Consider the following 26,364-nt stretch of genomic DNA (forward strand, 5'->3'; position numbering starts at 1 on the left):
TCACTTCTCCCAGCGACCTCAAGGCGGAGGAATGGGGTTGCTATGTCTGATCGCAATCCCGATTGCAACGAGCATCATTCCGCCCGCCAGCAGGAAGGTCAACCGCATTCCGGAGGCGATGGCCGACGCGGTTGCGCGTGCGAACTCTTCCATCCCCACGCCGAAGGCAAAGACCGCCCCCATGGCAGACGCACCGGCAATCAAACCGATATTGCGCGACAGGCTGATCAAGCCCGACACCGTGCCGCGGCGGTCCTTGGAGACCTCGGCCAGGGCGGCGGTGTTGTTGGCGGCCTGGAAGAGTTGATAGCCGGGCGTCAGCACGATGATGGAGATCACATAACCGGTGACGCCAATCCGATTTGGCAGAAGCGCCAGCAGGAACGATCCGGCGGCCAGCAGGGCAAGGCCGATGGCGAGGATGCGGCCACTGCCCCAAGCGTCGACCATCCGCCCGGACGGAACGCCGCTGAAGATGGAAATGACCGGGCCGACCGCCATGACGAAGCCGACCTGTGTCGCCGTAAGGCCTAGTGCGATGACGAGATAGAAGGGACCGACCACGAGCGTCGTCATCATGACCGCAGCGACCACGATATTGACGAGGAGATTGGTAACAAGGTTCCGGGTCATGACCGACCAAAGGGTGACAGACAGCGCCTTTGCCTTGGCAGGACCGGCCGGAAGCAGCCTGATTGCCAGCACTAGGGCCAGAACCGCCAGCGGCACCTGCACCCAGAAGATGCCGCGCCATCCCGCGACCGGTATCAGCAGCCCGCCGAGCGAAGGGCCGAGCGCGGTGCCCAGCGCCGACACCGTGCCGAGCAGGCCCATGGCGCGTCCGACACGCGCTTCGTTTGCGGTCTGGCGCATCAGCGCCATGGCGAGCGTCATCAGGAATGCCGCGCCTACGCCCTGAAGCGCCCGCGCGCCGATCAGCAACGACAGGTTCGGTGCAATGGCGCACAGCAGTGAGGCGATGGCAAATACGGCGAGACCGACCACCAGCATCGGCTTCAGCCCGCGGCTGTCCCCAAGTCGACCTGCGATCACCACGGACACGGTCATGGCTGCGAGATAGGCCACGACCACCGCCTGAACCTGCAAAAATGGTGCGGCGAAGGCGTCAACCAGCGCCGGCAGTGCGATATTGGCGATGCTAGTGCCGAGCGAGGCCAGCAGCATCGCGAGCGCCAATGTGACCGTTATTCCGGTTTTTTCCTTTTCCAATGCGAATGATTTTGTCTGTTCCACCGTCTCACCTACTTGCTTCGATATTCGTTCGAGAGCAGGCTGCCACTTCAAGCCGACTTGAGGTCAAGCATGAAATTTCTGGATATTGGAGAGGTCGCGGCAAAGAGTGGGATGAAGCCCTCGGCGCTGCGCTATTACGAGGAAGCCGGACTGATTTCCTCAATTTCCCGCCATGGATTGCGGCGACAGTTTCCGCCTGAAGTGCTGTTGCAGCTTAAACTGATTGCAATGGGCAAATCGGCGGGCTTTTCGCTCGAGGAGATCGGTGGGATGTTCAGCAAGAACGGAACGCCAAACATCTCGCGTGACGTGATCCACGCCAAGGCCGACGAAATTGACCAAAAAATCCGCGAACTGACGGCGCTACGCGCTACGCTCCGCCATGTCGCCGATTGCCCGGCGCCCTCCCATATGGAGTGTCCTACGTTTCGGCGGCTTGTGGATGTGGCGGGCAAACGAGGCGGGAAACACGGGAAGATGAAAAAGCCGAACCGAAGCAGGAGCTCTCAATAACCAAAACCATCCGGCGGTGACACCGCCCTTATGCTCCAGATAAACCATCGTGAAAGCTTCGATATCGACATTTTCGTCAATGATCCGCAGGTCCTCCCATATCTGAACCCGACAACACAGGGCTATACCCTGCAGGTGAATCCACAGACATCCATAGAGAGCCAGACGTTAAGCGCTTTAGACGTCGTGTAAAGCTGGGTAAATTGTAGGGGTGGCGAAGTTCATCTTGACCGGGGAAGAGAAACAGCAGCAGCTTCCATCCAATAGCGACGATGGGCGGTTAAATCACCGCCCTAGAATCTCGGGAACTCGCAGGGATCACGATTTCCACGCGTAGTCCACCTGACGGCGTATTGGTGGCCGTTGCGCAACCGCCATGCCATTCGGCAGCGCGGCGGGTGATGGCGAGGCCGAGGCCAAAGCCCGAGCGCGTCGTGACGGTGGAGCTCTGTGAGAACGGTTGGAAAATAGCGTCTAGTTCCGCGTCCGGTACGCCAGGTCCCGCATCCTGGATGGAGAGTGAAAGTTGCTGACCGTGTACTTCCGAAGTGACGAGAACAGATGTCTTGTCTCTTGTGTAGGCAATTGCATTGCGGATTACGTTTTCTAGCGCCCGGTAAATCAATTCACCGTTGACGGAAGCAACGAATGTGTCGACGCCTTCATATTGAACCGTAATATCGCGTGACTGACCTTCGAAACTCGCATCCTCGACAATCTCCCTCACGAGATCGACAACATCCAGCGTTTGTCGATCAAAGCGCGGAGCGTTTCGTTCCGAAAGCCTCGCCAGAGTTAGAATTCCCCCGACCAATTCATCTAAGCGTTCGACTTCTCTTCCCATTCGCTCGATCATTGCGGTCAACCGCGCCGGGTTTTGTTGCAAGACGCCGATAGCCGCCTGTAATCTTGAAAGGGGTGAACGTATCTCGTGAGAGACATCGTGAAACAACTGTTGCTGTGCAATCTGGAGTTCCTGAAGGCGTGCTGCCGTAATGTCGAGGTCGTGCGCCAGAGAGGCAACTTCGTCGCGCTTGCTGCCAATTGTATGCGCTATTCGAACATCGAGTTGGCCATTGGCTATGGCTCGCAACCCGTATCGAAGCTGCTCCACGGGGGTGATAAAGTACCGGGCGAGCCAGTAGGCAGCTGCCGCCGCTGCCATGAGGGCGGCTAACCACGGCACTGTCCGCGGCCAGGTTTTTGAAATAACACCCTGGGGCGAGCCGGCGATCTGAACCTCGTAGCAATTCCCGTCGCTCACCGCGTTCACAATTAGATCATGTCCCGCCTTAACCCCACAGTCGAATGCTGGACCAACCGGGCTGATGCGAATGGATAATTCGCGACCGGTACGCTGCATGGCTGGCACCAGCTTCTTTGCAGCGTCATATCCATCTGATTGCAGGACCTGGGCCGTTGTTTCCAGGGCAAGCTTGTGTTCGCGGTTGGCGACTTCTTCTTCAAAAGGGGATTGGAACATGGTGCTAATTGCAAACAGCAGTGCTATCGACCCTGCCATGGCAAGCCAGACCACGCTGAAAAATTTCCAGAATAGTCGATGCATCACTAGCCCTCTAACAGCTGATAGCCGCGGCCTCTTACAGCCTGAATCCACGGCTGCCCGTCTTCGCGGGTTCCGAGCTTTTGGCGGATACTGCTGATATGGACATCGATGCGGCGATCAAATGCGGTCAGTGGCTTGCCGAAGGCGCGCAACGAGATATCCTGTTTGGAAACCAACTGGCCGGAAGAACGGACAAGCACCTCGAGCAGACTGAACTCGGTGCCGGTCAGTTCGAGCTGGGTACCGGACCACTCGGCTCTACGGGTTGAAGGATATAGCGTCAGCGCGCCCGTTTTCAGCACCTCCAGCCCACCATCCCGTTCGCTTCGGCTAGATCGACGAAGAATCGCGCGGATTCGAGCGGCCAGTTCTCCCGGCGAACAGGGTTTGGCGACATAGTCGTCCGCGCCAAGATTAAGCCCGGAAATACGATCAATGTCATCACCGCGGGCCGTCAACATCAGAACCGGGACATCGCTAACCTGCCGGATTTTCCGCAACACATCGAGGCCGTTCATACGGGGCATCATGATGTCGAGGACAATAAGATCGACCGGTGTCGTTGTTGCTGCAACGACACCGGTTCTGCCGTCGTCTGTGGTGTCAACCGCGAACCCTTCTTCGGTCAGGTATTCGCAGAGCAGATTTGTAAGCTCGATGTCATCATCGATTAAAAGCACCTTAGGCATGTCTTGCATCCGTCGCGTCGATGCTTGAATTGTTTAAGGCATGACGCCCGTAAATACAGCAGTTTTACATAACTTAACACGTTCTTGACCGACATTAACATCGCGATCCCTATAGTGCAGCCGACAGCTTAAAGGCAGCCCGGATCATGCGTATAGTCTTCTTTTCAGGTTCCGTCCTCGCCACGTTGGCGGTACTCAGCGGTTGTACCGCCCTTGGCACCCTCAAACCTTCAAATTCTGTCGTCTCAGCCTATTGGCACGCGACGTTGCCGCATGGAGGACGCCCTACTGATCTCGTCGCGTGGTGGGCAAGCTTTAAAGATCCTTCGCTGACGAAATTGCTAACACTGGCGGAACGGGAAAATCCGACCGTTCAAGAAGCCGTCGGCAATATCGACAAGGCGCGTGCGACGCTGGATAGCGCACGTGCGGGCCTCTTCCCGTCGCTGGATGGATCTGCCTCTGCATTGCGCGAGGGCAACAATGGCGATGACCTCAATAAGATTGTAGCCGGAACGAACAAAAGTGGTGGTCTCGACGCAGCCTGGGAACTTGATTTGTTCGGCAAGACTAAGAAAGAAACACAGGCTGCGGCTTCGAGAGCCAGAGGCAAGGTCTGGTCATGGCATGACGCACGGATTTCCGTCGCAGCCGAGGTCGGTGATTACTACGTCCAGTATCGCGCGTGTCGCCAGTTGGAAAAGCTTTACCGCGACGAGCTCGCGTCGCAGAAAGAGACACTGCGCGCCACTGAAAAGTCAGCACAGTCCGGCTTCACGTCAACTGCCGATTTGGCGCTCTCCCGCGCAAGTGCGGCGACATCCTCGTCAAATTTGACCGCCCAACGTGGTGACTGCGAAATCATCATCAAGTCACTGGTCCAACTGACTGCTACCGATGAAGTGGTGATCAGAAAATTGCTGGACCAGGGGAAAAGTAGCATTCCACAGCCTTCATCGTTGCGGATCGCCTCTGTACCGGCGGACGTTTTGAGGCAACGGCCTGACGTCAATGCGCTGGAAGCTGAGGTCGCAGCAACGGTTTCGGATGTTGGCGCGGCAAAGGCCGACCTCTATCCAAGTCTCAGCTTGAGTGGATCCATTTCAATCAGCGAATCCACCGTAACCGGCAGATCGATACCGTGGTCCTTTGGTCCTGCATTGTCGATACCGCTCTTTGATGGCGGCACCAAAAGGGCTGCCGTCAGAAGTGCAGTGGCGGATTACGATGTTGCTGTCGCAAGTTACAAGTCCGGCGTCTTGACGGCTGTCGCAGACGTGGAAACAGCCCTCATTCGCGTCAACACGGCTTTGAAGCGTATCGGCGATGCCAAGATGGCCGCTGATAACTATCAAAGCTATTTCCGCTCGGTCGATGAGAATTGGAAATCTGGTGGCGTCAGCATCCTCGACCGGGAAGAGGCGCGTCGCTCGGCACAGTCTGCCGCCATCACCCTCATCGAAATCAGGCGCGACGCGGTCCGATACTGGATCGCGCTCTACAAGTCCCTGGGAGGCGGTTGGTCCGCTCCGGCTGGCGTCTCGAATACCCTTATGACTGGAACACACTGATGCGTAGATCCGCTTTTTCCTCTCTCGCCATGGCCCTTGCCGTAACTTTCATGCCGCAGTCGGCCCGTAGCGAAGACGCCGCACAGACCGACTCTCAAGCTGCAGCTTTGACCGTGAGCGTCTCCAACCCCCAGCTCTTGAACTGGCCGGTGACTATTCCTGCGAGTGGTCGACTTGCCGCATGGGATGAAGCGGTCATCGCCGCTGAGGTTAGCGGCTTTAAAATCATCGACGTCAAAGCAGATATCGGTGCGACGGTTAAAAAGGGAGACCTGCTGGTGCAGTTCTCCGCTGATACGGCGCAGGCGGATTTGGAACAGCAGCAAGCGACGGTCGAAAAGCAGGAAGCGGCGCTCGATCAAGCGGTTGCGGATGCGGATCGCGCCCGAGGACTGACGGGGTCCGGTGCATTGTCGAAGCAGCAAACGACAGAGTATCTGATCAGCGAGCGCAAGGCGAAAGCCGACGTCCTCTCTGCGAAAGCTGCGTTGGCATCTTCGCAACTGACACTGGACCGGACAAAGGTTTACGCCGTCGATGACGGGATCATATCTGCGCGTTCTGCATCTCTCGGTAACGTCGTGAATGCCGGTGACGAACTGTTCAAGCTCATCCGGCAAAGCAGGGTCGAATGGCAAGCGGAGTTGCCGGTAAAGCGGTTGGCCGAAGTAAAGCAAGAAACGAAAGCAGTTATACCGACCCCTGACGGCAATATTAGTGGCAAGGTTAGGTTGGTTTCACCCACTACGTCGACAAATAATGGTCGGGTCACGGTTTACGTGACCCTCCAGCCCGAGGCAGGAATGCAAACCCCGAAGACCGGCATACTCGCCAGCGGCTACTTCGAGTTCGACCACGCCGATGCGCTGACAGTGCCAGCGACAGCCGTCACGCTCCGGGACGGGTTTTCCTATGTCTTCATTTTGAATGAGGCTGAGAAGGTGACCGTTGCCCGGAAGCGCGTCGAGACAGGTCGCCGACAGGGCGACCGTGTCGAGATTGTTTCTGGTATCGAAAAGGCGGACAAAGTCGTCACAGCAGGTGGTGCTTTCCTCGCAGATGGCTCGGTTGTGCGAGTGTCCGACGGCACCACGATTGCCAAAAAGGAGGAAGCAAAGTGAATTTCTCCTCATGGTCCATCCGCAATCCCGTCCCGCCCGTTCTGCTTTTCGTCCTGTTGACCGCCTGTGGTCTGTGGGCTTTCAATCGCCTCGACGTCCAGAATTTCCCCGATATGGACCTTCCAACGATCGAGATCAGTGCTTCGCTGGATGGGGCGTCAGCGTCTCAGCTCGAAACGGAAGTGGCTCGCAAGATCGAGGATGAACTGACGGGCCTTTCCAAGCTGGACTCCGTCACAACAACGATCACGGATGGTTCTGTTAGCATCTCGGTTGCCTTCCAGGTTGGAAAGGACACCCAGGAAGCACTGGATGAGGTCAAGAGTGCTGTCGACGAGGCAAAGAGCGACCTGCCGGAAGAAATGAACGCGCCGACCGTTTCGAAACAGTCGTTGAACGCCTCGCCACTCATCACCTATGTCGTGCATTCAGACAAATTGGATTCTGCTGAGCTTTCTTGGTTCATCGACAACGATCTGTCGCGGGCGCTGATGGCTGTGGACGGTGTTGGTGAAGTCAGTCGCCTTGGCGGGGTCGATAGAGAAGTCAGGGTAGAGCTCAACGCAAATCTCCTTGATGGCCTTGGTTTGACCGCGAATGATGTCAACAGCCAGGTCGAAGCGGTGCAGTCCGATCTGTCTGGTGGCAAGGGCAGAATCGGCGGCGAAAGTCAGTCTGTCCGGACGCTTGCAACGGCAAACAGTGTAGAACAGCTCCGATCATTGCCCATACCCTTACCTGCCGGGAGTTGGGTTCGACTGGACGAACTCGGAACGGTAACAGATACCCACAACGATCTTACCTCACTTGCCTACCTGAATGGCAAACCCGCGATTGCCGCTCAGATCAAGCGTTCAAAAGGCTATTCTGATACGGCGGTTACCGAGAAAGTTCGCGACGCGATGACGGTATTTGCTGCGGCCAATCCGGGCGTGACAATCGAAGAAGCCTACAACACCATCGTACCCACCGAGCAAAACTACGAATCCTCGATGCACATGGTCTATGAGGGCGCGCTCATCGCCGTTTTCGTCGTGTGGCTGTTTCTGCGCGACTGGCGTGCGACGCTTCTCGCGGCTGTTGCCTTGCCGCTGTCGATCATACCGACTTTTCTCGTGATGTACCTGCTTGGCTATACGTTGAACACAATTACACTGCTGGCGATTTCACTTGTGGTCGGGATTCTTGTGGATGACGCCATTGTCGAGATAGAAAATATCGAGCGACACCTCAACATGGGTAAAAGCCCCTTCGAGGCGGCGATGGAGGCAGCTGACGAAATCGGCATGGCTGTTATTGCCACGACGTTTACCTTGGTCGCGGTCTTCCTTCCAACAGCTTTCATGGGCGGCATTCCGGGCATCATTTTCAAGCAGTTCGGTATTACTGCGTCAGTTGCCGTTCTCGCCTCGCTTCTGGTTGCGCGATTGCTAACGCCAATGATGGCAGCGTATATGATGAAGGCCAGTGGCAAGACACACGAAGAGGACGGCCGCCTGATGCGGAGCTACCTCTGGCTGGTAAAGGGTGCGTTGCGCCGCCGCTGGATTCCAGTGCTTGGGACGGTCGGGTTTCTGGCATTCACGATCCTTCTGTTGTCTCATTTGTCGACGGGCTTTTTCCCGGCCTCCGATGACAGTCAAACGCAAATTACCCTCACCACGCCATATGGATCGACGATTGAAGCGACTGACGAGGCGGCGCGAAAAGCATCCGAAATCATCGCAGGCGTAGACCACGTCGCCTCGGTGTTTCAGGCAACCGGAACAGCGTCCACGGGCGGGATGAACAGTACGTCAAATTCAAGCACTAACAGTGCGACAATCGTCGTCAATCTAACGCCGATTGACGACCGGGATATAAAGCAGTCGGAGATCGAAAATGATTTGCGAAAAGCCTTGGAGCTGTTGCCCGGCGTTCGCCTGGAAATAGGCTCCGGAGGCAATGGGACAAAGCTCACGCTGACGCTTGCAGGCGACAATTCTGACCTTCTTGAACAGGCGGCGGCAAGCCTTGAAACTGATTTGCGCACGCTTCCTGGGATCGGCAATGTCACTTCATCCGCGGCCATGCAGACTCCGGAGGTCACCATAAAACCCGACCTTGCGCAGGCGGCCTCTCTTGGTGTGACGTCCAAGGCCATCGCCGAAGCCATTCGCGTGGCGACTGCTGGTGCGTATGATACAGCTCTGTCGAAGCTTAATCTGCCCGAACGCCAGGTCGCCATTCGCGTGATGCTCGACACCGCAAGCCGTCAGTCGTTGGATGCTATCTCGCTGATCCCAGTCGATGGTAAAGAAAGCAAGATCTCGCTGGGTGCTATCGCCGACATCTCGATTGGCTCCAGCCCCAGTCAGATCGATCGGCTTGACCGATCGCGCAACGTCTCGCTGACTGTCGAGTTAAATGGCAGGAACCTTTCCGACGTGACCGCAGAAGCCGCACAGTTGCCCGGCTATAAAAACCTGCCGCAGGGCGTGAAGTTCGTGGAGCAGGGCGAATTAAAACGTCAGAGTGAGCTGTTCAGTAGTTTCGGCACATCCATGGCGATCGGCATTTTCTGTATCTATGCCGTTCTGGTCCTTCTGTTTCATGATTTCCTCCAGCCTGTGACTATTTTGATGACTCTGCCGCTGGCGCTTGGCGGCGCTCTGCTGCCCTTGGTGCTGACAGGTACGAGCTTTTCAATGCCTGCTGTTATCGGTCTGATCCTACTGATGGGAATTGTCTCGAAAAACTCGATCCTTCTCGTGGAGTACGCCATTGAGGCACGACGTGCCGGCATGTCTCGCTACGACGCTCTTGTCGATGCCTGCCACAAGCGAGTACGACCCATTATCATGACCACCATCGCTATGGCCGGCGGCATGCTGCCCGCAGCATTGAGTCTCGTCTCGGGAGACTCAAGCTTTCGCCAACCCATGGGTATCGTTGTCATAGGCGGATTGATTACCTCCACCTTCCTAAGCCTTCTGGTCATTCCTGTGGTCTTCACTTTCCTGGATGACGCGCTTGTATGGCTCAAGGCGAGGATCGGAGGGGGCGAAACCAAGCAGGCAGAGGGATTTTCCACGCCACAAGTCTAACGCGTGCAGGACCTGCCGGGGACACCGGCTCTACATTGGGTCGCTGACATCTGCGCCCGACCGATGACGATACAGCGAATAACCCTAGATTTGCAGACACCTTCTTTCCCAATCCATGAGGAAATCGAATTTCAGCGAAGAGTTTAAGCGTGACGCGGTGCGTCAGATCACAGAGCGAGGCTATCCGGTTGCGGAGGTTTCGCAGCGGCTCGGCGTCAGTCAGCATTCGCTTTACGAATGGAAGAAGAGTTTGCTTCGTTGAACGTCAAGGCAGCGACGAGGCTGATGAGATCAAGCGGCTGAAGAAGGAACTGGCTCGCGCCACCGAGGAGCGCGACATCCTAAATGTCAATCGAACGCAGGCCGCGAACCGGCTCCCCACTATCATCGAACTCACGTCGCACTCTGTAGCCGTAAAAGATACCGCCTGGCACCCGCCCCTGTTTGGCAATGGTCTTCATGCCTGCGCGCACGCGGTAGCGAACTTGTTCGAGCACTTCCTGCCTGAGAACCGCCCTCAATCCAAGTTCCATCGATGACACCGCCGCGGCGCCGTGAACCTTCCATAAATCAACATCATGAAACTGCAGGATCTTGAGAATTTGGGCACTGTGCTCAACGTCGCGGGAAAGGCGATCAAGAGTAAGGCAGAGAAACACGCTATAGGCGCCGGTCTTCGCCACCGCCAAAGCGGCCTGGAGCCCAGGCCGCGTCTCGAAAGACGAACCGCTTACATAGGCGTCGACGAAAGTTTCGGCCAAATGCCAGCCTTGTTGCGGAACGAATTGCTTTCCGAGATCGGGCTGGGTTTCGATCCAAGCGAGATCTTGTTGATCTGTTGCATAACGCGTGTAAACCACGATTCTCTTGAGGACATGCATAATGACCGATCTGCCTATTTGTGTCGCGATCACCATGGTAGAGATCGAATATGGGATTCGGGGTTTTCATTCACCGCACAGATTCGATCTACGACGACAGTCCGGCTGAGCAATATCAGTTTCCGAGCCAGTATCTTGGCCGCGTCCAAGCCTGCGTTGGAGATTGGGTCATATACTACGAGCCTCGAAAGGTTGCGGCGACGCGCGGATATTTCGCGGTCGCCAAGGTCGCACAGGTCATTCCAGACCCCAAAGCGTCCGGTATGCATCTGGCTCTGATCGAACCCGGCAGCTATCTCGATTTCGTCAACGCTGTTCCTTTCAGCGGGCCAGATGGCGTGATCGAGCGGGGAGTGCTCAACGACGCGGGGCGAATTTCGGGAAGGGCGCAAGCAGCCGTGCGGCCGATCTCAGCCGCAGACTTCAATCGTATCTTGTCAATTGGCCTGGCAGAGGATCAACCGGAACTGCCGCGATCGGGCGAGGCAATAGACACGCCAACTGGCGCCGGATTCTCGGGCGGCATTCAAGCTCCATTTATGTTCGAAGAGGAAAGGGTGCGGGTCACACAGCTTTCATCGCGTATCGTTCGCGATCGCCTGTTTCGCCGACTGATCTTGCAGGCCTACGACAAACGATGCGCGATAACAGGCTTGAAGCTGATCAATGGCGGCGGCCGCGCGGAGGTTGATGCCGCCCATATTCGCCCGGTTGAAGCGGACGGCCCGGATATTCTGTCGAATGGCATCGCGCTCTCTGGCACGGCACACTGGATGTTCGATCGCGGCCTTATCGGCTTGTCGGACGATCTTGAGGTCCTGGTTTCGCGTCAAGCGAACGACCGCGGCAGCATCCAAGGTCTTATCAACAAGACCGGAAGAGCGATCGTACCGGCAGGTGTTCACGAACGCCCGCATCCACAATTTCTGAGATGGCATCGCGAGAATACCTTTAAGCAATAACGCGCCAACGGCTCAAATCCGTTCAAGTGCTTGATGGGACACATTCATTGCGGCTCGCAAGGTATCGTTGATGCGCTCTTGCCAGCTCGGAACGTCCGCCTGAAAATGCGAAAGGACATCACTGTCGATTGTCAAGGATACAAGCTCCTTGGTGTTGGAGATTGCGGACCGTTCAACGGCTGGAGCTGCGACCTTCTGCGCCGGTTTGAACAGCGCAGCCGGTCAATTTCTACTTTCAGGCTGTATGTCAAAACAGCGGTGGTCGCACCCCACATTTGGTGGGCAGCCGAAACAACGCAATTGCTGCTGATAAACTGGTCAACCGCCCCTCAATCCGGAAGAGAACGCTTATCGCGAAGGTTACTCTAAGTTGGCCGATCAACATGCACCTTTGCTCTTTCAGTGGCACTTCATTCTTGCACCACCAGGATCAGGCAGAAGCCTGTGCGCCTAGACCAAACGAGACCATCGCCGCTTCACACGCACGCGTAAACCGCATTGACGGACCTTCTTTGCCAGCGGCAAGTTTGCTGACGCGTGCTCCCTCTAACAGCATGGATAGCGTATCAGCCAAAAGTTCGGGATCGCTTACACCTGTCGAACGACAAAGATCGGCAAGCCGGGAATGCTGTTCCATCTTCAACGTTTCTATTATCGCATGTGCAGGGTGCCCTTGCTCTTTCAACTCTACCGCAGCATTGGCCAAATCGCATCCATAGGGCTCGCTGGAAAGACATTGTGCGCGCGCTTTAACCCATGCCGCGAGCTGAGCCCTCGGGTCGCCCGGGTTCTCTTTTTCGAGATCTTCCCAGGCTTTATTGAGCGTTCGAGAACTGTGCTTGAGCGCTTCACACACAAGATCGTCCTTGGAACCAAAATGTCGGTATAACGTCATCTTGTTGGTTGAGGCGGCTTCGGCAATGGCATCAACACCAATGCCGCGTATCCCATGTTCACGAAACAGTTGGCAGGCCGTTGACACAATCCGGTCACGAGGTGCGATTTTCTGCTCAGAAGCACGATCAGATGTCTCGGATTTCATGAGTTTACTTTTTACCCTCAAGCGGTGTTGACATGCGTGTTACCGATCGGTAACTATCACAAACGTTACTTACCGGTAACACCTTGGCGCGAGCCCGTCAAGCAATCGCCCGCTTTCACAGCTTAGGAATTATCGAAAGGAGACTGAGATGAGACAGACGATAGACGAGATGACGCTCGCCGAGATTTTCGCAGATCCACTGATCCGTTCAGTCATGCGCGCCGACGACGTGGGCCTGGACGATTTCAAAGAGTTGATGCATTCGGCGGCGACGTCCTTGACGACACGCGATGGCGCAGCATTTGCTGGACAGTTTGAAACGAGCGCGCCTGCAGCTTCATCGAAGCGTACACTCGTAACCGCCGTACAGCCCTTGTTCGCAGGTTTCTTTAAGCCTTGCGCTGCCCATATGTGAATGTGGCCTGCATCACCATCCCATAAGTCGGGCTTATGCGCGGTGGGATGGCTAATCGCACGCTGATCTTTCAGATATTGGTATCTCCTGCGCCCGTTTGGGCATGAAGAAATTGTAAAGTATTTAACTATAACTAATCGCAAGAAAACGAGCGAAGCACGGCCGTGGAACAATCGGTTCTAGTCCGTGTTTTGCGAAATGCGGCCCGGCGTTTCCGCCTTTTGGCGGGGCTGTCGTTTCGCCCGCGGAATGGTGACCTGCCCGTATTTGAGGGGGCAGGCCGGCGTTTTTCGGCGCATGCATGATGCAGTTGCGATCAGAGCCGATGATGCGGCTACCGAAGCCTTGATGATCGAGGTTACGCGACGTGCAATGTCAGTCTTGCCGAACACCTCCGGCACGGGGAAGGAGCGGTATTCATGCCCTGAGGTTATCCGTGTCATTTCTCCAGAATGCCAGTATCCGCACCAAAATTCTGTCGCTCATTCTACCGCTCTGCATCATCGGTCTGGGTGCAACAGTATATATGTCCGCCCGTTACAAAAACGCGGACACGCTCTATTCAGAATTCATTGCCGGCGATAATGCCGCGCTTGTCGAGCTTTCTCGTGCCAACCGCAATCTTCAGGCGGTGGCTTACGGTGCTTATCAGGTAATGGCATATGACACCTCCATTCCGGATTTCGCCATCGCCAAAGGCGAGTATAACGCCGACAAAGGCGAACTGATCTCGCGATTGAACAACGTCAAGGCCATATTCCCGGAAGAGACGGCCACAATCGACAAACTGCTCAAACAATCTCAGAGCATCATCACAAGCACGGATAAGGCCGTCGAGCTTGGCTCCGCTAATCGTAATCAGGAGTCCGCGGCGGAACTCCTGAAGGCTGATGGGCAAATTCGCGCGGCCGGAAACGAAATAGGCTCGTTGCTGGACAAGCTTGCCAAGGGTGTTGCAAAAGGCAGCGACGATCTGAGTGACCAGACGAATTCCACGATCCTGACCTCGCTTGTTGTGGTTGGCATCAGCTTTGCAGCCGGCATCATTCTCGCGCTGTTCGTGGCCTCGCGTGGCATCACAACGCCGATTGCCCGCCTGCGGGAGCGTATGGTGTCGCTGGCAGGCGGCGATACGGCAGCCGAGATCGATGGCATGGACCGCAAGGACGAAGTCGGCCAGATGGCGGTTGCCGTTCAGGTGTTCCGCGAGAGTGCGATCGAGCGCATCCGCCTTGAACAGGAAACAGAAGCCAATCGCAGCCTTTCGGAAAAGGAACGCATCGCGCGCGAGCAGCAGAAGGCCAAGGAAGCTGCCGACGTCAAATTTGCCGTCGACAATCTTGCAACCGGTCTTTCGAAGCTTTCGGATGGCGATGTGTCCTACCGCATCGGCCAGCCGTTCACGGCGACACTCGACGGCGTTCGTAACGACTTCAACATGTCCGCCGAAAAGCTGCAATCGGCATTGACCCGGGTTGCGCAGAATGCCGGTGGCATCGGCGCGGGCGCAAACGAGATCAAATCGGCCGCCGACGATCTGGCCAAGCGTACCGAACAGCAGGCAGCAGCCGTTGAGGAAACCGCTGCCGCTCTGGAAGAGATCACCACGACAGTGAAGGATTCCACCAAGCGCGCGCAGGAGGCCGGCCTGATCGTCAGCCGCGCCAAGGCAGGTGCCGAACAATCCGGCGAAGTGGTACGCCGCGCCGTGGTCGCCATGGAGCAGATCTCCAAATCCGCCAACGAGATCAGCAACATCATCGGCGTGATCGACGAAATCGCCTTCCAGACGAACCTTCTGGCGCTCAATGCCGGCGTGGAAGCTGCGCGTGCGGGTGAGGCGGGCAAGGGTTTTGCCGTCGTCGCGCAGGAAGTGCGCGAACTGGCGCAACGCTCCGCCAATGCGGCCAAGGAAATCAAGGCGCTGATCACCACCTCGAACGATCAGGTGCAGCAGGGCGTTCAGCTGGTGGGCGACACCGGCAAGGCACTGGCGACGATCGTATCGGAAGTGCAGGAAATCAACCGGCACGTCGTTTCCATCGTGGAATCCGCGCAGGAGCAATCCTCCGGCCTCCAGCAGATCAATACCGCGGTCAACCAGATGGACCAGGACACGCAGAAAAATGCTGCCATGGTGGAAGAGACCAACGCCGCCAGCCACAATCTGGCCAAGGAGGTAGCTTCGCTCAACCAGCTTCTCGCGCAGTTCAAGCTCGCCGATACCGCCTATCAGCAGAAGAGCCAGCCCGCTCCGGTTCGCAATGCCGGCGGCAACGACAGATACGTGGCATCCCCCGTACGCGCGCTTGGCCGCAAGCTTGCATCCGCATTCTCCGGTAACGCTGCTGTCGATACGTCAAAGGACGACTGGCAGGAGTTTTGATCGGCGATCGGTCAACGACATGAGCATCGGCGGGGGATATCCCCGCCGCCAATCAAGGACTATGCCACGCAATCGGAAATCGTTTGCGTGGCATAGTTTATGCCAGAGGGCGGTGACGAACATGTCTGGCAATCTTCGCAATACATTGTCCTTCACGCAGCGCGTCGCGACTATGGCCGTGGGGATCTTTTTGGGCACTGACCCATTCTCGATGATGTTTCGGATTCAATTGGTGTGATTTCCGAAGTGGAATCAGCGCCATGCGAGCCCAGTTTTGACTTCCGACCGGATCCCGGCCAGTTTGAACGTTGAATCGATGCATGATGCCACCGATGCGATCGTTGTCACTGCGTCCGCCGGGTCAACGGACTCTATATGTCCCCACTGTGGGACCGTTTCCCGTCGAGTTCATAGCCGTTCCCCTCGGGTGATCGGTGATCTGCCGTGTACGGCTCGACGGATCGCATTGCATCTGTCCATCAGGCGCTTTGTCTGTAGTGCTACCAACTGCCATCGAAAGATTTTTGCCGAGCGCTTCGGTGAGGGTGTGACCTCACGCTCCCTAACCAACTTCACTGCCTCAAGCTTGTACTCGCGGCTGGACTCCCTTCGTTGCATTTATGCACTCCAGTTTCATTGGAAGCACCGTAACTTGGTGTCCACGAAACCGGCAGCAGGCCAACACTCACTTTACCGAGTTTATGATCACGGGTATCCGTTGAGTCGGGCAATAGCCCCACCAGCAGTGATGTAAGGGCAATTCCGGAGACAGTGCCGTGGACGTTAATCTCAAAGAAGCTGAGTGGCTGAATAAACCTGTAGTGTGGGAAGCCACCGAGACGGGTCTCTCTTTAACCACCGAAGCAAACACTGACTTCTGGCGTGAAACACATTACGGCTTCACGCGCGACAGTGGCCATTTCCTAGGCCTAACGGTCGTGGATGGTTTCACAGCGAGTGTCCGCGTCCAAGGCGAATTCCGGTCTCTCTACGATCAGGCCGGTCTTATGGTGCGCATTGATGAAAATCGATGGGTGAAGTCAGGCGTTGAGTTTACAGATGGCGAACGGTTTCTCAGCACAGTCATCACCGATGGAAAATCCGACTGGTCAGTGTCCCAGCCCTTCAAGGAGCTTGAAGATTTCTATATCCGGATCACATTGAAGGAAGGAACGATGCGTATTCAGGCATCCTCCAATGGGAGCATTTGGCCGTTGCTGCGGCTTGCTCCGTTTCCTAAAGTTTCCCATTATTTCGTTGGGTTGACTGCATGTACGCCTGAGCGGGGCGGACTGGATGTCCGGTTTTCGGAGTTCTCAGTCGGTGCGGCGATCACTACCGATCTCCACGACCTGTCTAGCTAGCAGCTATTTAAGGGAGTTCTTCACAAATGCCGTCTCGATCTATCGTCCTTGTAACAGGTGCCAGCAAAGGGATAGGAGCAGCCACGGCCTCTCGGCGCAGTGCCGCCTGATCAGACACTACACAAATCAGTCTTGGTCAACCGGTTCGCCCGATTTCGACACGACGGTGGACCCGTACGGTTCTCGCGACGAAATAATCAACGCATCGTCCTGAAGCGGGCGGACAAGATGTTTTGCCTCGTCCCACGGCGCCCGCATCCAGATGTCCGTGTCCTCCTTCGTCAGCAACAGAACCGGCATGGCTTTCTCATGGATCGGTTTAACGAGATCGTTGGGGTCTGTGGTCAGAAAACCATAGAGATCGTCGGTCGTGAGCCCGTCCCGAACCTTTCGGACGCTCTTCCATTGCGGCACATGGATGCCGGCAAAAAACATCAAAGATTTCTCGTCATCGCGGGCAAACCAGGCATTGGGCACATTGCCGCCTTCCTCTCTGCTCGCCGGATCCGGTTCGGCGAAGCTGGTGACTGGGACAAGGCATCTGTGTTCGACGTCGAACCATCGCGTCCAGTGCGGGAAATTGAGCTTACGCACGTTTGTCGTGCCGCGGTCGGCCTCCATGCGGATCAGCTCCTCGAGATCAAATGGCTTGCCCTTGGCCGCGAGCTTCTCGGCCTTGGCTTTGGCCGCTTTCTCCAAGGCGAAGCGAGGGGACGGTAATCCCCATCGCGCATGCACAAGCTGCTTCTTGCCTTCCGCCGTGTTGCGCACGATCGGCCCCATTTGGTCGGGGTTCATCTGATAGGCTGGCATCAGGTTGATCAGGCTTTCGGCGTCCTGAGCCCATTTCGAGACCCAGTCCTTGTCTTCCATCCGATAAAGGTTGCACATGCTGGAAAGCCCTCCGCGTGAAGCAGATGCGGTGTGTTCACGGCATCGCTCCTACTTCGCTACTGGAGCCTGTAAACGTCGGCATTGTCTTGTCGTTCCCGCAATCCCTTGTAGGAAGCATGGCGTAGCTTGCCGTCCGCCGTCCAGGCCCGAAACTCGATCTCGGCAATCAAAGTCGGCTCGACCCAAACGATGTCTGCCTTTTCGGCATATGGAACAGGCGGCTGTTTCCGATTCCAGCGCAGCCTGTCGATCATCTTGCGCAGCCTGTTCATCTCGGCTTGCCTGAAGCCCGTCCCGACGTTCCCGACATGAACGAGCTCGTCACCGCGATAGGCAGCAAGCACCAGAGAGCCGAAGCCGTCGGGAGATGCCGTCGATGGCTCGTAGCCAACAACCATGAAGGCTTCGCTCTTAACGCACTTGATCTTGACCCAGTCGCCGGTCCGGCCGGAGCGATAGGGTTGATCCAATTGCTTGCCGACAATGCCCTCGAGACCAAGGCTGCCAACGTGTTCCAGCAGGATCGCGGGATTGGCGTCAATGGTTTCCGAAAGGCGGATCGCGCCGTTGTGCCCCTTCAGCGTATCCTCGAGAAGATGCCGGCGCGAACGGTACTCCACGTTGCGCAGGTCATGGCCGTCGAGATAAATAAGATCGAACGCGTAGAGGATGGCGTCCGAAGCTCGGTTGCCAGCCGTCTTTCCAGACGCACCCAACGATTTCTGCAGCAGCCCGAAATCCGGCCGCCCTTCATCGTCAAGCACAACCGCCTCGCCATCAATGATCATCGTTGCCGGGCCAAGCGCCCGGGCAGCCTGCTCGATCGCCGGAAACCGGTGCGTCCAGTCATGGCCACCACGCGTGAGGATGCGGACCCCTGTCGGCTCGATATGGATAGCCAGGCGATAACCATCCCATTTCAGCTCCCAGCTCCATTGGTCGCCTTGTGGAGGGTGTGCCTTCAATTGGGCGAGCGCCGGCTCGACGCGATCGGGCATCGGATCAAACAGCAGCTGTGGCTGTGCGGGATTGCGCTTCCGACGCGGCTTTGACCGTAGCGGAGCTTCGGTATCACGAAGGAGCGGCTTTGATCTCGGTGGCTTCGTCATGCAAACGAGTTCAGCACGAAAACCTTAAGAAGATTGTGACGCCGTTCATCTATCCCCGCTATCCACCGTTTTGAACCCGACGGACGCAAGGGCTGCAAAAATTTCTGTTTTCCCTTACCTCCTTGAATCCTTTTCGAATCTTCGACTTTGCTAATACTGGGATAATATTCCTCAACCATGTGGTGCTTGACTCTTTTGCATTACGAGAACAAAAAATGAACATGTAGCCCGTACGACATAATGTCGATCTTTTGAACGCGACCTTGAAGGGAGCCGTGAACGATGACTGCTGCCCGTCAGAGGGTGATTTGCGACTTGCGAGACCGCATCGCGTCGATGGAAGGGGTATCCGCGAAGCGGGCCGGAACACTTTCTTTTGGCGTTTCCGAGATCGATGCGGCCTTGCCTGGCGGGGGCCTCGCCTATGGCGCGCTGCACGAGTTTGCAGGCGGTGGCTCCGGTACTGTCGATGGTGCAGCGGCCGCCCTTTGTGTTGCCGGCATTGCCGCACGAACAAAAGGCCCCGTCATCTGGTGTCTGACGCGGCCGGATCTTTTTTTTCCAGCTCTTTCCCATGTGGGTCTGCATCCCGACCGCGTCATCTTTGTTGAATCCGACAAGGAAGAGGATGTGCTGGCCAATATGGAGGAGGGCCTTTCCTTCGGCGGACTTGGTGCCGTCGTCGGTGAACTTGTTCGCCTGCCTATGGTCAGTTCCCGCCGCCTGCAGCTTGCAGCCGAGCGAACCGGGACCATGGCGCTCGCGGTCCGCCGATGGCGGCGACAGACGGAGGCCAATGACTTTGGGCAGCCGACGGCCTCGACCACGCGATGGCGTGTCAGCGTGATGCCGTCAGAGGAGTTGCCGGTACCGGGGGTGGGCAGGCCTCAATGGTTTCTGGAATTGATGCGCGTGAAAGCGGGTGAGTGTGCTGAGTTTCTCGTGAGGGCGTGCGATGACAAGGGTCGTCTCGATCTATCTTCCGGATCTGCCGACGGATCGCATTCGTCGGGCCGATCCGTCTATTCCGCCTGAACAGCCAATCGCCGTGATCGCGAGAAGCGGTTCGAAGCGATGGGTGTCTGCCGCCGATGCGGCTGCCAGAAAGGCGGGCGTGCATGCCGGCATGGCGGCGGCAAAGGCGCAGTCGGTGTTTCGAGGCCTGATGCTGGTTGACGCAGATCCGCAAGCCGATCGAGCCGCGCTCGAGCGCATCACGCTCTGGGCGCTGACGATCTATTCGCCGATCGTCGCCGTCGACGGGATTGATGGTATCGTCATGGATACGGAAGGCGCCGATCATCTGCAGGGTGGTGAACTGCCGATGGTGACGAAGATCGCCAACCAGTTTCTTGCCCGAAAACTGACGGCGCGCGTGGCGGTTGCCGACAGCTGGGGTGCTGCCCATGCTTGCGCCCGCGCCATCAATCGCGAAACGATTGTCGTTCCTCCGGGCGAGACGGCCCGTGCCGTCGAAAAACTGCCGATTTCGCTTCTGCGCCTGCCGTCAAAGATCGTCTCTGATCTGCGCATTCTCGGTTTCCAGACAATCGGCGAGCTTGCCAACACCCCGCGGGCCCCGCTGACATTGCGCTTCGGTCCGGAGGTCGGTCGCCGTCTCGACCAGATGCTCTGTCGTGTCGCCGAGCCGATCGAGCCCATCCGGACCGCAGAGCTGGTTGAAGTCTCCAAGGCCTTTGCCGAACCGATCGGGGCAGTCGAAACAATCAATAAATATGTTGGCCGTCTGGTCGTCCAACTCGTTGACGAACTCCAGAAGCGCGGGCTTGGCATTCGCCGTGCCGACCTGATCGTCGAGAAGGTCGATGGCACGAGACAGGCCATCCGCGCCGGAACCGCCAGGCCCGCCCGAGATGTCGCCTGGCTGACAAAACTGTTTCGGGACCGGACGGAAAAGATCGAGCCGGGCTTCGGGATCGAAAAGCTGATCCTGCTCGCCGTGATAGCCGAGCCTCTCGAGGAGGCTCAGAAAGCCTCTGCTCTGGTCGAGGATGACGTCACCGATGTCACGCCGCTGATCGACCTCTATGGAAACCGGGGGCAGAGGGTCTATCGCGTCGCACCGGTCGCCTCCGATGTGCCGGAACGCTCTGTCCAGCGCATCAGCCCCGTCGCCGAACCGATCGCCGTTGCCTGGGTCAGCCATTGGCGCCGCCCCGTTCGTCTCTTGCCGAGACCTGAGTTGATCGAGGCGATCGCGCTGATGCCGGACCGGCCCCCAGTCTCCATCGTCTGGCGTGGCAAACGCCGCAAGGTCAAATGTGCCGACGGCCCGGAACGCATTTTCGGGGAATGGTGGCAGCGAGATGCCGAAATGGACGCCGTGCGCGACTACTTTGTCATCGAGGACGAATCCGGTGAGCGTCTTTGGGTGTTCCGCTCCGGCGACGGTATTGATCCGGAAACCGGGTCACACCGCTGGTTCTGCCACGGGATATTCGCATGAGCTATGCCGAGCTCCAGGTCACGACACATTTTTCGTTTCTGCGTGGTGCTTCGTCGGCGCAGGAGTTGTTTGATACTGCAAAACTCCTTGGGATCAGTGCGATCGGCGTCGTCGATCGTAATTCGCTCGCAGGCATCGTCCGCGCCCTTGAAGCATCCCGCGCGACGGGTCTCCGCCTCGTCGTTGGCTGTCGCCTCGACCTCGCCGACGGTATGTCGTTGCTGGTCTATCCGATGGATCGTCCGGCATATTCGCGGCTGACCCGGCTCATCACGCTTGGCAAGTCGCGCGGCGGCAAGAACAACTGCATTTTGCACTGGGACGATGTCATGGCTTACTCGGAAGGCATGATCGGCATTCTGGTGCCGGATCTGCCGGACGCCACATGCGCAGCACAGCTTCGCAAGTTGGCGCACGTTTTTGGTGATCGAGCCTATGTATCGCTGTGCCTGCGCCGGCGACCCAACGACCAGATGCGGCTCCATGAGATTTCCAACATGGCGGCACGGTTCAGGGTCAAAACCGTCGTCACCAATGACGTGCTGTTTCATGAGCCGGGTCGGCGGCAGTTGCAAGACATCGTTACCTGCATCAGGCACAATACTACGATCGACGATGTCGGCTTCGAGCGCGAGCGTCATGCCGACCGATATCTGAAGCCTCCGGAAGAAATGGCTCGCCTATTTCCGCGCTATCCGGAGGCCCTGGCACGAAGCATGGAGATCGTGCGTCGTTGCAAGTTCTCGCTTGAGGAGCTGACCTACCAGTACCCGGAGGAAGCCATTGTGCCGGGCAAGGATGCTCAGGGATCGCTCGAGCATTACGTTTGGGAGTGTGTGCCAAACCGCTATCCCGAGGGGCCGCCGCCGGATGTGTTGAAGACCGTGCGGCACGAGCTCGATCTCATCCGCACCATGAAATATGCACCGTATTTTCTGACGGTGTTTTCGATCGTGCGCTTTGCGAGAAGCCAGGGTATTCTCTGCCAGGGCAGGGGATCGGCGGCCAACAGCGCCGTCTGCTATATTCTTGGCATTACCTCTATCGATCCCTCGACCAATGATCTGCTCTTCGAGCGCTTTGTCAGCCAGGAGCGCGACGAACCGCCGGATATCGATGTCGACTTCGAGCATGAACGGCGCGAGGAGGTCATCCAATGGATCTACAAGACCTACCGACATGACAAGGCAGCCCTCTGCGCCACCGTTACGCGGTATCGTGCCAAGGGAGCGATCCGCGATGTCGGCAAGGCGCTCGGCCTGCCGGAAGATGTTATCAAGGCGCTGTCATCGGGCATGTGGTCCTGGTCGGAGGAGGTGCCCGACCGAAATATCCGGGAACTCAACCTCAACCCCGACGACCGGCGCTTAGCGCTCACCCTGAAACTGGCGCAGCAGCTGATGGGGGCGCCGCGCCACCTTGGCCAGCATCCAGGAGGATTTGTCCTCACCCATGACCGGCTGGACGATCTCGTGCCGATCGAGCCGGCAACGATGAAGGACCGCCAGATCATCGAATGGGACAAGGACGATGTCGAGGCGCTGAAGTTCATGAAGGTAGATGTACTCGCACTCGGCATGCTCACCTGCATGGCAAAGGCGTTTCATCTCATCCGTGAGGAAAAGGGCGAGGATCTCGATCTGTCTACGATCCAGCAGGAGGACGCAGCCACCTACGCAATGATCAGAAAAGCCGATACTCTCGGGACCTTCCAGATCGAAAGCCGCGCCCAGATGGCGATGTTGCCGCGCCTGAAACCCCGCACCTTCTACGATCTGGTCGTGCAGGTGGCGATCGTCCGGCCCGGTCCTATCCAGGGCGACATGGTGCATCCCTATCTTCGCCGCCGCGAAGGCAAGGAGCCGGTAGAGTATCCCACACCCGAGCTTGAGGCCGTGCTCGGCAAGACGCTGGGCGTGCCGCTATTTCAGGAGAGCGCCATGCGCGTCGCCATGGTCTGCGCCGGTTTTACCGGTGGCGAGGCCGACCAGCTGCGCAAGTCGATGGCTACCTTCAAGTTCACCGGCGGGGTCTCACGCTTCAAAGAGAAACTCGTCTCCGGGATGGTCAAGAACGGATATTCAGCCGAGTTTGCCGAAAAGACCTTCTCGCAGCTTGAAGGCTTTGGCTCCTACGGTTTTCCGGAAAGTCACGCGGCATCTTTTGCGCTGATCGCCTATGCATCGAACTACATCAAATGCCATTATCCGGATGTCTTTTGCGCGGCGCTTTTGAACAGTCAGCCGATGGGTTTTTATGCTCCAGCCCAGATCGTCGGTGATGCGATCAAGCATGGCGTCGAGGTGCGACCTGTGTGCGTCAACCGCTCGCGCTGGGACTGCACGCTGGAAAAGATCGGCAGCATCGATCGGCATGCTGTCCGGCTTGGGTTTCGGCAGGTAAAGGGACTGGCTGTCGCCGACGCAGCGCGGATCGTGACGGCACGCATGAATAGTCCTTTCTTATCCGTCGATGACATGTGGCGCCGGTCCAGCGTGCCGACGGAGGCCCTTGTCCAGCTGGCAGAGGCCGATGCCTTTCTGCCATCGCTCAAACTCGAGAGGCGCGACGCGCTTTGGGCCATCAAGGCGCTGCGTGATGAGCCATTGCCGTTGTTTGCCGCCGCGACTGAGCGCGAGATGGAGGCAATTGCTGAGCAGCAGGAGCCGGAGGTCGCCCTTCGGCAGATGACGGACGGGCACAACGTCATCGAAGATTACAGCCATACGGGCTTGACGCTACGGCAGCATCCGGTTGCGTTCCTGCGCAGGGACCTGTCGGCACGCAATATCATCCCCTGTGCGGAGGCGATGAATGCTCGGGATGGGCGATGGGTTTATACTGCAGGTCTGGTGCTGGTGCGCCAGAAGCCGGGATCGGCAAAGGGCGTCATGTTCATCACCATCGAGGACGAAACAGGCCCTGGCAACATCGTCGTTTGGCCGTCACTGTTCGAGAAGCGCCGGCGGGTGGTGCTCGGATCCTCGATGATGGCGATCAATGGGCGGATTCAGCGGGAAGGGGAGGTCGTGCATCTTGTCGCGCAGCAACTCTTCGACCTGTCAGCGGACCTTGTCGGTCTGGCTGATCGGGATACCGGGTTCAGGCTGCCGGCGGGGCGGGGCGACGAGTTTGCCCACGGCGGCGGCGGGCCGGATTCGCGTGATCGACAAAAGCCTGTTGTCCCGCGGGACATGTTCACACCCGATCTCCATATCGATACGCTGAAGATAAAAAGTCGGAATTTTCAGTGATTTTTCGCTATCCCGGGAGCCGCGCCGCTTGGCGTCCCTCGAGGGCCCCAGCAGCATTTTTTTGGAAAACAGTAGAGTTGGCGTGCAGCCATGGGTGCCACATCAGCGCGATCATTACCGAACGAGGCTGAGCATGTATGGGAGTGGGACGACAGCGCGCTCTACAGTGGCGAATGGTTCGAGATCGCCGACGCATCCCACGACTACACGTTTGAGATACTGCCGCCGCTCTCGATCAAGGCCGGGATATTCGCCATGCGCGAATTCCCGACCCGTTTGGCCACCAGCATCCTCTTCTCTCTGCCGGTCGACGGGTGCCTCTGGCACTTCCGCGGTTATTGCGACCTGGCCGACAAGAGCTCGCCCGAACGCATGCAAAGCGCTGTCATCGAACGCGAATCCAGGCCCTCCCTTGTGATGACGCACGACGAGAAGCTGGAAGATATTTGGTCGCGCACTGCGGACGATTGTCTCGGTTATGCGGCATAATTCCTCCGTCGATGGACTTTCGTGAACGCTCGCGCGACAGGAGGATGCAATCGCATCATTGCGTGCCCGTGCACATCTGCCGGGTGGCCCAGGCCAAACGGGACCACGAGCCGATAGTGACGTCGGCGGTTGTGATGACTGGGCAAGCTGCGGCTTGGACGTTGGATCGGCGCGGCCTGGCGCAGGTCTAGCGTGGTTTCCTCTCAGCTTCGGCATCCGAGGTTTGCCTCTGGCCGTTCCGTCCTTCGGTTTCGTGGCGTCTGAACCGGCGCCCGTTCGGTTCAAGGCCGCTGTCGCGCCGCGGGGCGGCCGGTCATGCCGCTCTCGACAAAGCAGGCACGCGGGCTTCGCAAGGGCTTGTCACCCCTGCTTGACCGCCTGCCTGCTTCGCTCGATCTGGCCTGCCCGGGCCCTGATCCGCCCGGATTGCGCCTGTTCCTTTCGACCGCACCGAAGGACAGAACGGCCAGGGGGGCGACACTTCGGCGAAGCAAAGGAGACCACCATGGCAAAGTCAGCAACCCAATCCCGTCAATCAATCCGCCAATCCGCCCGCGTCGTGCCGCTGCGCAGAGGCGCCACCCTAGAAATGGTCCGCCTTTCATGCCCCGATGAAGCACAGGCGCTTCGGATCGCCGAAAGCTTCGGGACCGCCATTGTCGACAGCGATGGCATCCGTGACATGCACGAGCGCCTGATCGTCGAAACCGCCACCGCACTTTCCGATGGCCTTGGCGACCGGGCGATGCAGATCCATCTGCAGCGCATCGTCGGGGCCTATGTCGGATCGGCCCATGGCGCCGGTCAGTTCTACTCCCGCGCCGTCACCGAGGCGCGGAACGCCACCGCCAAGAGCGCTGCGGATGCCCGCGACGAGGATCTCGACGGTCCGGTCGGCTATGAGAGCGCCGCCCAGCGCAAGCGCGAATTCGCAGCCGACATGGGCATCCAGGCACATGCGCTCAGAATGGCGGCCGTCGGCGCTGTCGCAGCCTATGAGCAGGTGGTGGGCGAAACATGGAAACCCTTCGACCGGCCGGTCGAAAATCCCGGCCAGACGCTCGACCGCAAGGCGGCAGCAGTCCAGCTGTCAGCCTTCGAATAACATCCATCACGGCGGGGCTCCGGCCCCGCCTTTGTTCACGTCGACGAAGGTATCCTGTTCTCGTCAGCTCGAAGTCACGAGGGCCTGTGCCGGCCACCACCTCGAATCTACGACGGGACGCGACTTCAATGCGTCGACAGAAGGTCCCAACCTCAACCGCGCCGTTGCTAAGATTCCGTCCGCTGCCGTGCGGCA

Annotated in this window: 21 protein-coding genes and 2 pseudogenes; 15 read left to right on the forward strand and 8 right to left on the reverse strand. The window is 57.8% G+C overall.

What is annotated here, in order from left to right; genetic code table 11:
- Positions 1-18 precede the first annotated feature (18 nt).
- On the reverse strand, positions 19-1,254 hold the full coding sequence (locus F617_RS0113845) for an MFS transporter (RefSeq protein WP_019565672.1): 1,236 nt from the start codon (positions 1,252-1,254) through the stop codon (positions 19-21).
- A gap of 69 nt (positions 1,255-1,323) precedes the next feature.
- On the opposite strand from F617_RS0113845, the gene F617_RS0113850 reads away from it, so the two are divergent.
- A complete protein-coding gene (locus F617_RS0113850; RefSeq protein WP_019565673.1) occupies positions 1,324-1,767 on the forward strand; it encodes a helix-turn-helix domain-containing protein in 444 nt (147 codons plus the stop codon).
- A 280-nt stretch (positions 1,768-2,047) separates the two neighbouring features.
- On the opposite strand, the gene F617_RS0113860 is transcribed toward F617_RS0113850, so the two are convergent.
- Both F617_RS0113860 and F617_RS0113865 read right to left on the reverse strand, forming a co-directional pair.
- Positions 2,048-3,334: a HAMP domain-containing sensor histidine kinase gene (locus tag F617_RS0113860; RefSeq protein ID WP_026330846.1), complete on the reverse strand. Its 1,287-nt coding sequence runs from the start codon at positions 3,332-3,334 to the stop codon at positions 2,048-2,050.
- Between the two features lie 2 nt (positions 3,335-3,336).
- Positions 3,337-4,023, reverse strand: a complete 687-nt coding sequence (locus tag F617_RS0113865; protein WP_019565676.1) for a response regulator transcription factor — start codon at positions 4,021-4,023, stop codon at positions 3,337-3,339.
- 146 nt (positions 4,024-4,169) lie between these two features.
- Between F617_RS0113865 and F617_RS0113870 the strand changes: the two genes are divergently transcribed.
- The 4 genes and pseudogenes from F617_RS0113870 to F617_RS29155 form a co-directional block, all read left to right on the forward strand.
- Entirely contained in the window at positions 4,170-5,594 is a 1,425-nt protein-coding gene (locus F617_RS0113870; protein WP_026330847.1) for an efflux transporter outer membrane subunit, read from the forward strand.
- Complete coding sequence (locus F617_RS0113875; RefSeq protein ID WP_019565678.1) at positions 5,594-6,715, forward strand: efflux RND transporter periplasmic adaptor subunit; 1,122 nt, start codon at positions 5,594-5,596, stop codon at positions 6,713-6,715. The genes F617_RS0113870 and F617_RS0113875 overlap by 1 nt, the downstream gene beginning before the upstream one ends.
- Positions 6,712-9,801 carry an efflux RND transporter permease subunit gene (locus F617_RS0113880; RefSeq protein ID WP_019565679.1) on the forward strand — a complete coding sequence of 1,030 codons (3,090 nt, stop codon included), beginning with the start codon at positions 6,712-6,714 and terminating at the stop codon, positions 9,799-9,801. The genes F617_RS0113875 and F617_RS0113880 overlap by 4 nt, the downstream gene beginning before the upstream one ends.
- A 115-nt stretch (positions 9,802-9,916) precedes the next feature.
- A pseudogene (locus F617_RS29155) lies at positions 9,917-10,043 on the forward strand (transposase); the annotation flags it as partial.
- A gap of 99 nt (positions 10,044-10,142) precedes the next feature.
- Here F617_RS29155 and F617_RS27050 read toward each other — a convergent pair.
- The gene (locus F617_RS27050; RefSeq protein WP_019565681.1) at positions 10,143-10,718 is read right to left on the reverse strand and encodes a recombinase family protein; all 576 of its coding nucleotides are present in this window, start codon (positions 10,716-10,718) and stop codon (positions 10,143-10,145) included.
- A 14-nt stretch (positions 10,719-10,732) separates the two neighbouring features.
- On the opposite strand from F617_RS27050, the gene F617_RS0113895 reads away from it, so the two are divergent.
- Positions 10,733-11,644 carry an HNH endonuclease gene (locus F617_RS0113895; RefSeq protein WP_019565682.1) on the forward strand — a complete coding sequence of 304 codons (912 nt, stop codon included), beginning with the start codon at positions 10,733-10,735 and terminating at the stop codon, positions 11,642-11,644.
- A 12-nt stretch (positions 11,645-11,656) separates the two neighbouring features.
- Here the strand turns inward: F617_RS0113895 and F617_RS27890 are convergent, their stop codons facing one another.
- Positions 11,657-11,857 carry a BrnA antitoxin family protein gene (locus F617_RS27890; RefSeq protein ID WP_081626725.1) on the reverse strand — a complete coding sequence of 67 codons (201 nt, stop codon included), beginning with the start codon at positions 11,855-11,857 and terminating at the stop codon, positions 11,657-11,659.
- Between the two features lie 217 nt (positions 11,858-12,074).
- A complete protein-coding gene (locus tag F617_RS0113900) occupies positions 12,075-12,686 on the reverse strand; it encodes a TetR/AcrR family transcriptional regulator (protein WP_019565683.1) in 612 nt (203 codons plus the stop codon).
- A 148-nt stretch (positions 12,687-12,834) separates the two neighbouring features.
- On the opposite strand from F617_RS0113900, the gene F617_RS0113905 reads away from it, so the two are divergent.
- From F617_RS0113905 to F617_RS0113920, 4 genes and pseudogenes are all read left to right on the forward strand, one after another.
- On the forward strand, positions 12,835-13,101 hold the full coding sequence (locus tag F617_RS0113905) for a hypothetical protein (protein ID WP_003517422.1): 267 nt from the start codon (positions 12,835-12,837) through the stop codon (positions 13,099-13,101).
- A 436-nt stretch (positions 13,102-13,537) separates the two neighbouring features.
- The gene (locus tag F617_RS0113915) at positions 13,538-15,487 is read left to right on the forward strand and encodes a methyl-accepting chemotaxis protein (protein ID WP_019565684.1); all 1,950 of its coding nucleotides are present in this window, start codon (positions 13,538-13,540) and stop codon (positions 15,485-15,487) included.
- Positions 15,488-15,803: 316 nt separating this feature from the next.
- Positions 15,804-15,929 (forward strand): annotated as a pseudogene (locus tag F617_RS29160) (hypothetical protein); the annotation flags it as partial.
- A 334-nt stretch (positions 15,930-16,263) separates the two neighbouring features.
- Positions 16,264-16,851 carry a DUF1349 domain-containing protein gene (locus F617_RS0113920; protein ID WP_019565685.1) on the forward strand — a complete coding sequence of 196 codons (588 nt, stop codon included), beginning with the start codon at positions 16,264-16,266 and terminating at the stop codon, positions 16,849-16,851.
- A 126-nt stretch (positions 16,852-16,977) separates the two neighbouring features.
- On the opposite strand, the gene F617_RS0113925 is transcribed toward F617_RS0113920, so the two are convergent.
- Both F617_RS0113925 and ligD read right to left on the reverse strand, forming a co-directional pair.
- Entirely contained in the window at positions 16,978-17,742 is a 765-nt protein-coding gene (locus tag F617_RS0113925) for an SOS response-associated peptidase family protein (protein ID WP_019565686.1), read from the reverse strand.
- 59 nt (positions 17,743-17,801) lie between these two features.
- Positions 17,802-18,854 carry a non-homologous end-joining DNA ligase gene (gene ligD, locus F617_RS0113930; protein ID WP_019565687.1) on the reverse strand — a complete coding sequence of 351 codons (1,053 nt, stop codon included), beginning with the start codon at positions 18,852-18,854 and terminating at the stop codon, positions 17,802-17,804.
- 282 nt (positions 18,855-19,136) lie between these two features.
- Between ligD and F617_RS0113935 the strand changes: the two genes are divergently transcribed.
- The 5 genes from F617_RS0113935 to F617_RS0113955 all read left to right on the forward strand — a co-directional run bounded on the left by F617_RS0113935 (position 19,137) and on the right by F617_RS0113955 (position 26,169).
- A complete protein-coding gene (locus F617_RS0113935; protein WP_026330848.1) occupies positions 19,137-19,889 on the forward strand; it encodes an ImuA family protein in 753 nt (250 codons plus the stop codon).
- On the forward strand, positions 19,810-21,321 hold the full coding sequence (locus F617_RS0113940) for a DNA polymerase Y family protein (RefSeq protein WP_019565689.1): 1,512 nt from the start codon (positions 19,810-19,812) through the stop codon (positions 21,319-21,321). Before F617_RS0113935 ends, F617_RS0113940 begins: the two co-directional genes overlap by 80 nt.
- Positions 21,318-24,575, forward strand: coding sequence for an error-prone DNA polymerase (locus F617_RS0113945; RefSeq protein WP_019565690.1), 3,258 nt, complete (start codon positions 21,318-21,320; stop codon positions 24,573-24,575). Before F617_RS0113940 ends, F617_RS0113945 begins: the two co-directional genes overlap by 4 nt.
- Before the next feature lie 90 nt (positions 24,576-24,665).
- Positions 24,666-25,064, forward strand: a complete 399-nt coding sequence (locus F617_RS0113950) for a DUF1419 domain-containing protein (protein WP_019565691.1) — start codon at positions 24,666-24,668, stop codon at positions 25,062-25,064.
- A gap of 505 nt (positions 25,065-25,569) precedes the next feature.
- On the forward strand, positions 25,570-26,169 hold the full coding sequence (locus tag F617_RS0113955; RefSeq protein ID WP_025591403.1) for a hypothetical protein: 600 nt from the start codon (positions 25,570-25,572) through the stop codon (positions 26,167-26,169).
- Positions 26,170-26,364: the final 195 nt, after the last annotated feature.

Origin of the sequence: Agrobacterium sp. 10MFCol1.1 (assembly GCF_000381165.1) — a bacterium.
Lineage (GTDB): Bacteria > Pseudomonadota > Alphaproteobacteria > Rhizobiales > Rhizobiaceae > Agrobacterium > Agrobacterium tumefaciens.

Excerpts from the sequence above, each read along its gene's own strand:
- F617_RS0113850 (WP_019565673.1), top strand. The coding sequence starts at position 1,324 with ATGAAATTTCTGGATATTGGAGAGGTCGCGGCAAAGAGTGGGATGAAG.
- F617_RS0113860 (WP_026330846.1), bottom strand. The coding sequence starts at position 3,334 with ATGCATCGACTATTCTGGAAATTTTTCAGCGTGGTCTGGCTTGCCATG.
- F617_RS0113865 (WP_019565676.1), bottom strand. The coding sequence starts at position 4,023 with ATGCCTAAGGTGCTTTTAATCGATGATGACATCGAGCTTACAAATCTG.
- F617_RS0113870 (WP_026330847.1), top strand. The coding sequence starts at position 4,170 with ATGCGTATAGTCTTCTTTTCAGGTTCCGTCCTCGCCACGTTGGCGGTA.
- F617_RS0113875 (WP_019565678.1), top strand. The coding sequence starts at position 5,594 with ATGCGTAGATCCGCTTTTTCCTCTCTCGCCATGGCCCTTGCCGTAACT.
- F617_RS27050 (WP_019565681.1), bottom strand. The coding sequence starts at position 10,718 with ATGGTGATCGCGACACAAATAGGCAGATCGGTCATTATGCATGTCCTC.
- F617_RS0113895 (WP_019565682.1), top strand. The coding sequence starts at position 10,733 with ATGGGATTCGGGGTTTTCATTCACCGCACAGATTCGATCTACGACGAC.
- F617_RS0113900 (WP_019565683.1), bottom strand. The coding sequence starts at position 12,686 with ATGAAATCCGAGACATCTGATCGTGCTTCTGAGCAGAAAATCGCACCT.
- F617_RS0113905 (WP_003517422.1), top strand. The coding sequence starts at position 12,835 with ATGAGACAGACGATAGACGAGATGACGCTCGCCGAGATTTTCGCAGAT.
- F617_RS0113925 (WP_019565686.1), bottom strand. The coding sequence starts at position 17,742 with ATGTGCAACCTTTATCGGATGGAAGACAAGGACTGGGTCTCGAAATGG.
- ligD (WP_019565687.1), bottom strand. The coding sequence starts at position 18,854 with ATGACGAAGCCACCGAGATCAAAGCCGCTCCTTCGTGATACCGAAGCT.
- F617_RS0113935 (WP_026330848.1), top strand. The coding sequence starts at position 19,137 with ATGACTGCTGCCCGTCAGAGGGTGATTTGCGACTTGCGAGACCGCATC.
- F617_RS0113940 (WP_019565689.1), top strand. The coding sequence starts at position 19,810 with ATGACAAGGGTCGTCTCGATCTATCTTCCGGATCTGCCGACGGATCGC.
- F617_RS0113945 (WP_019565690.1), top strand. The coding sequence starts at position 21,318 with ATGAGCTATGCCGAGCTCCAGGTCACGACACATTTTTCGTTTCTGCGT.
- F617_RS0113950 (WP_019565691.1), top strand. The coding sequence starts at position 24,666 with ATGGGTGCCACATCAGCGCGATCATTACCGAACGAGGCTGAGCATGTA.
- F617_RS0113955 (WP_025591403.1), top strand. The coding sequence starts at position 25,570 with ATGGCAAAGTCAGCAACCCAATCCCGTCAATCAATCCGCCAATCCGCC.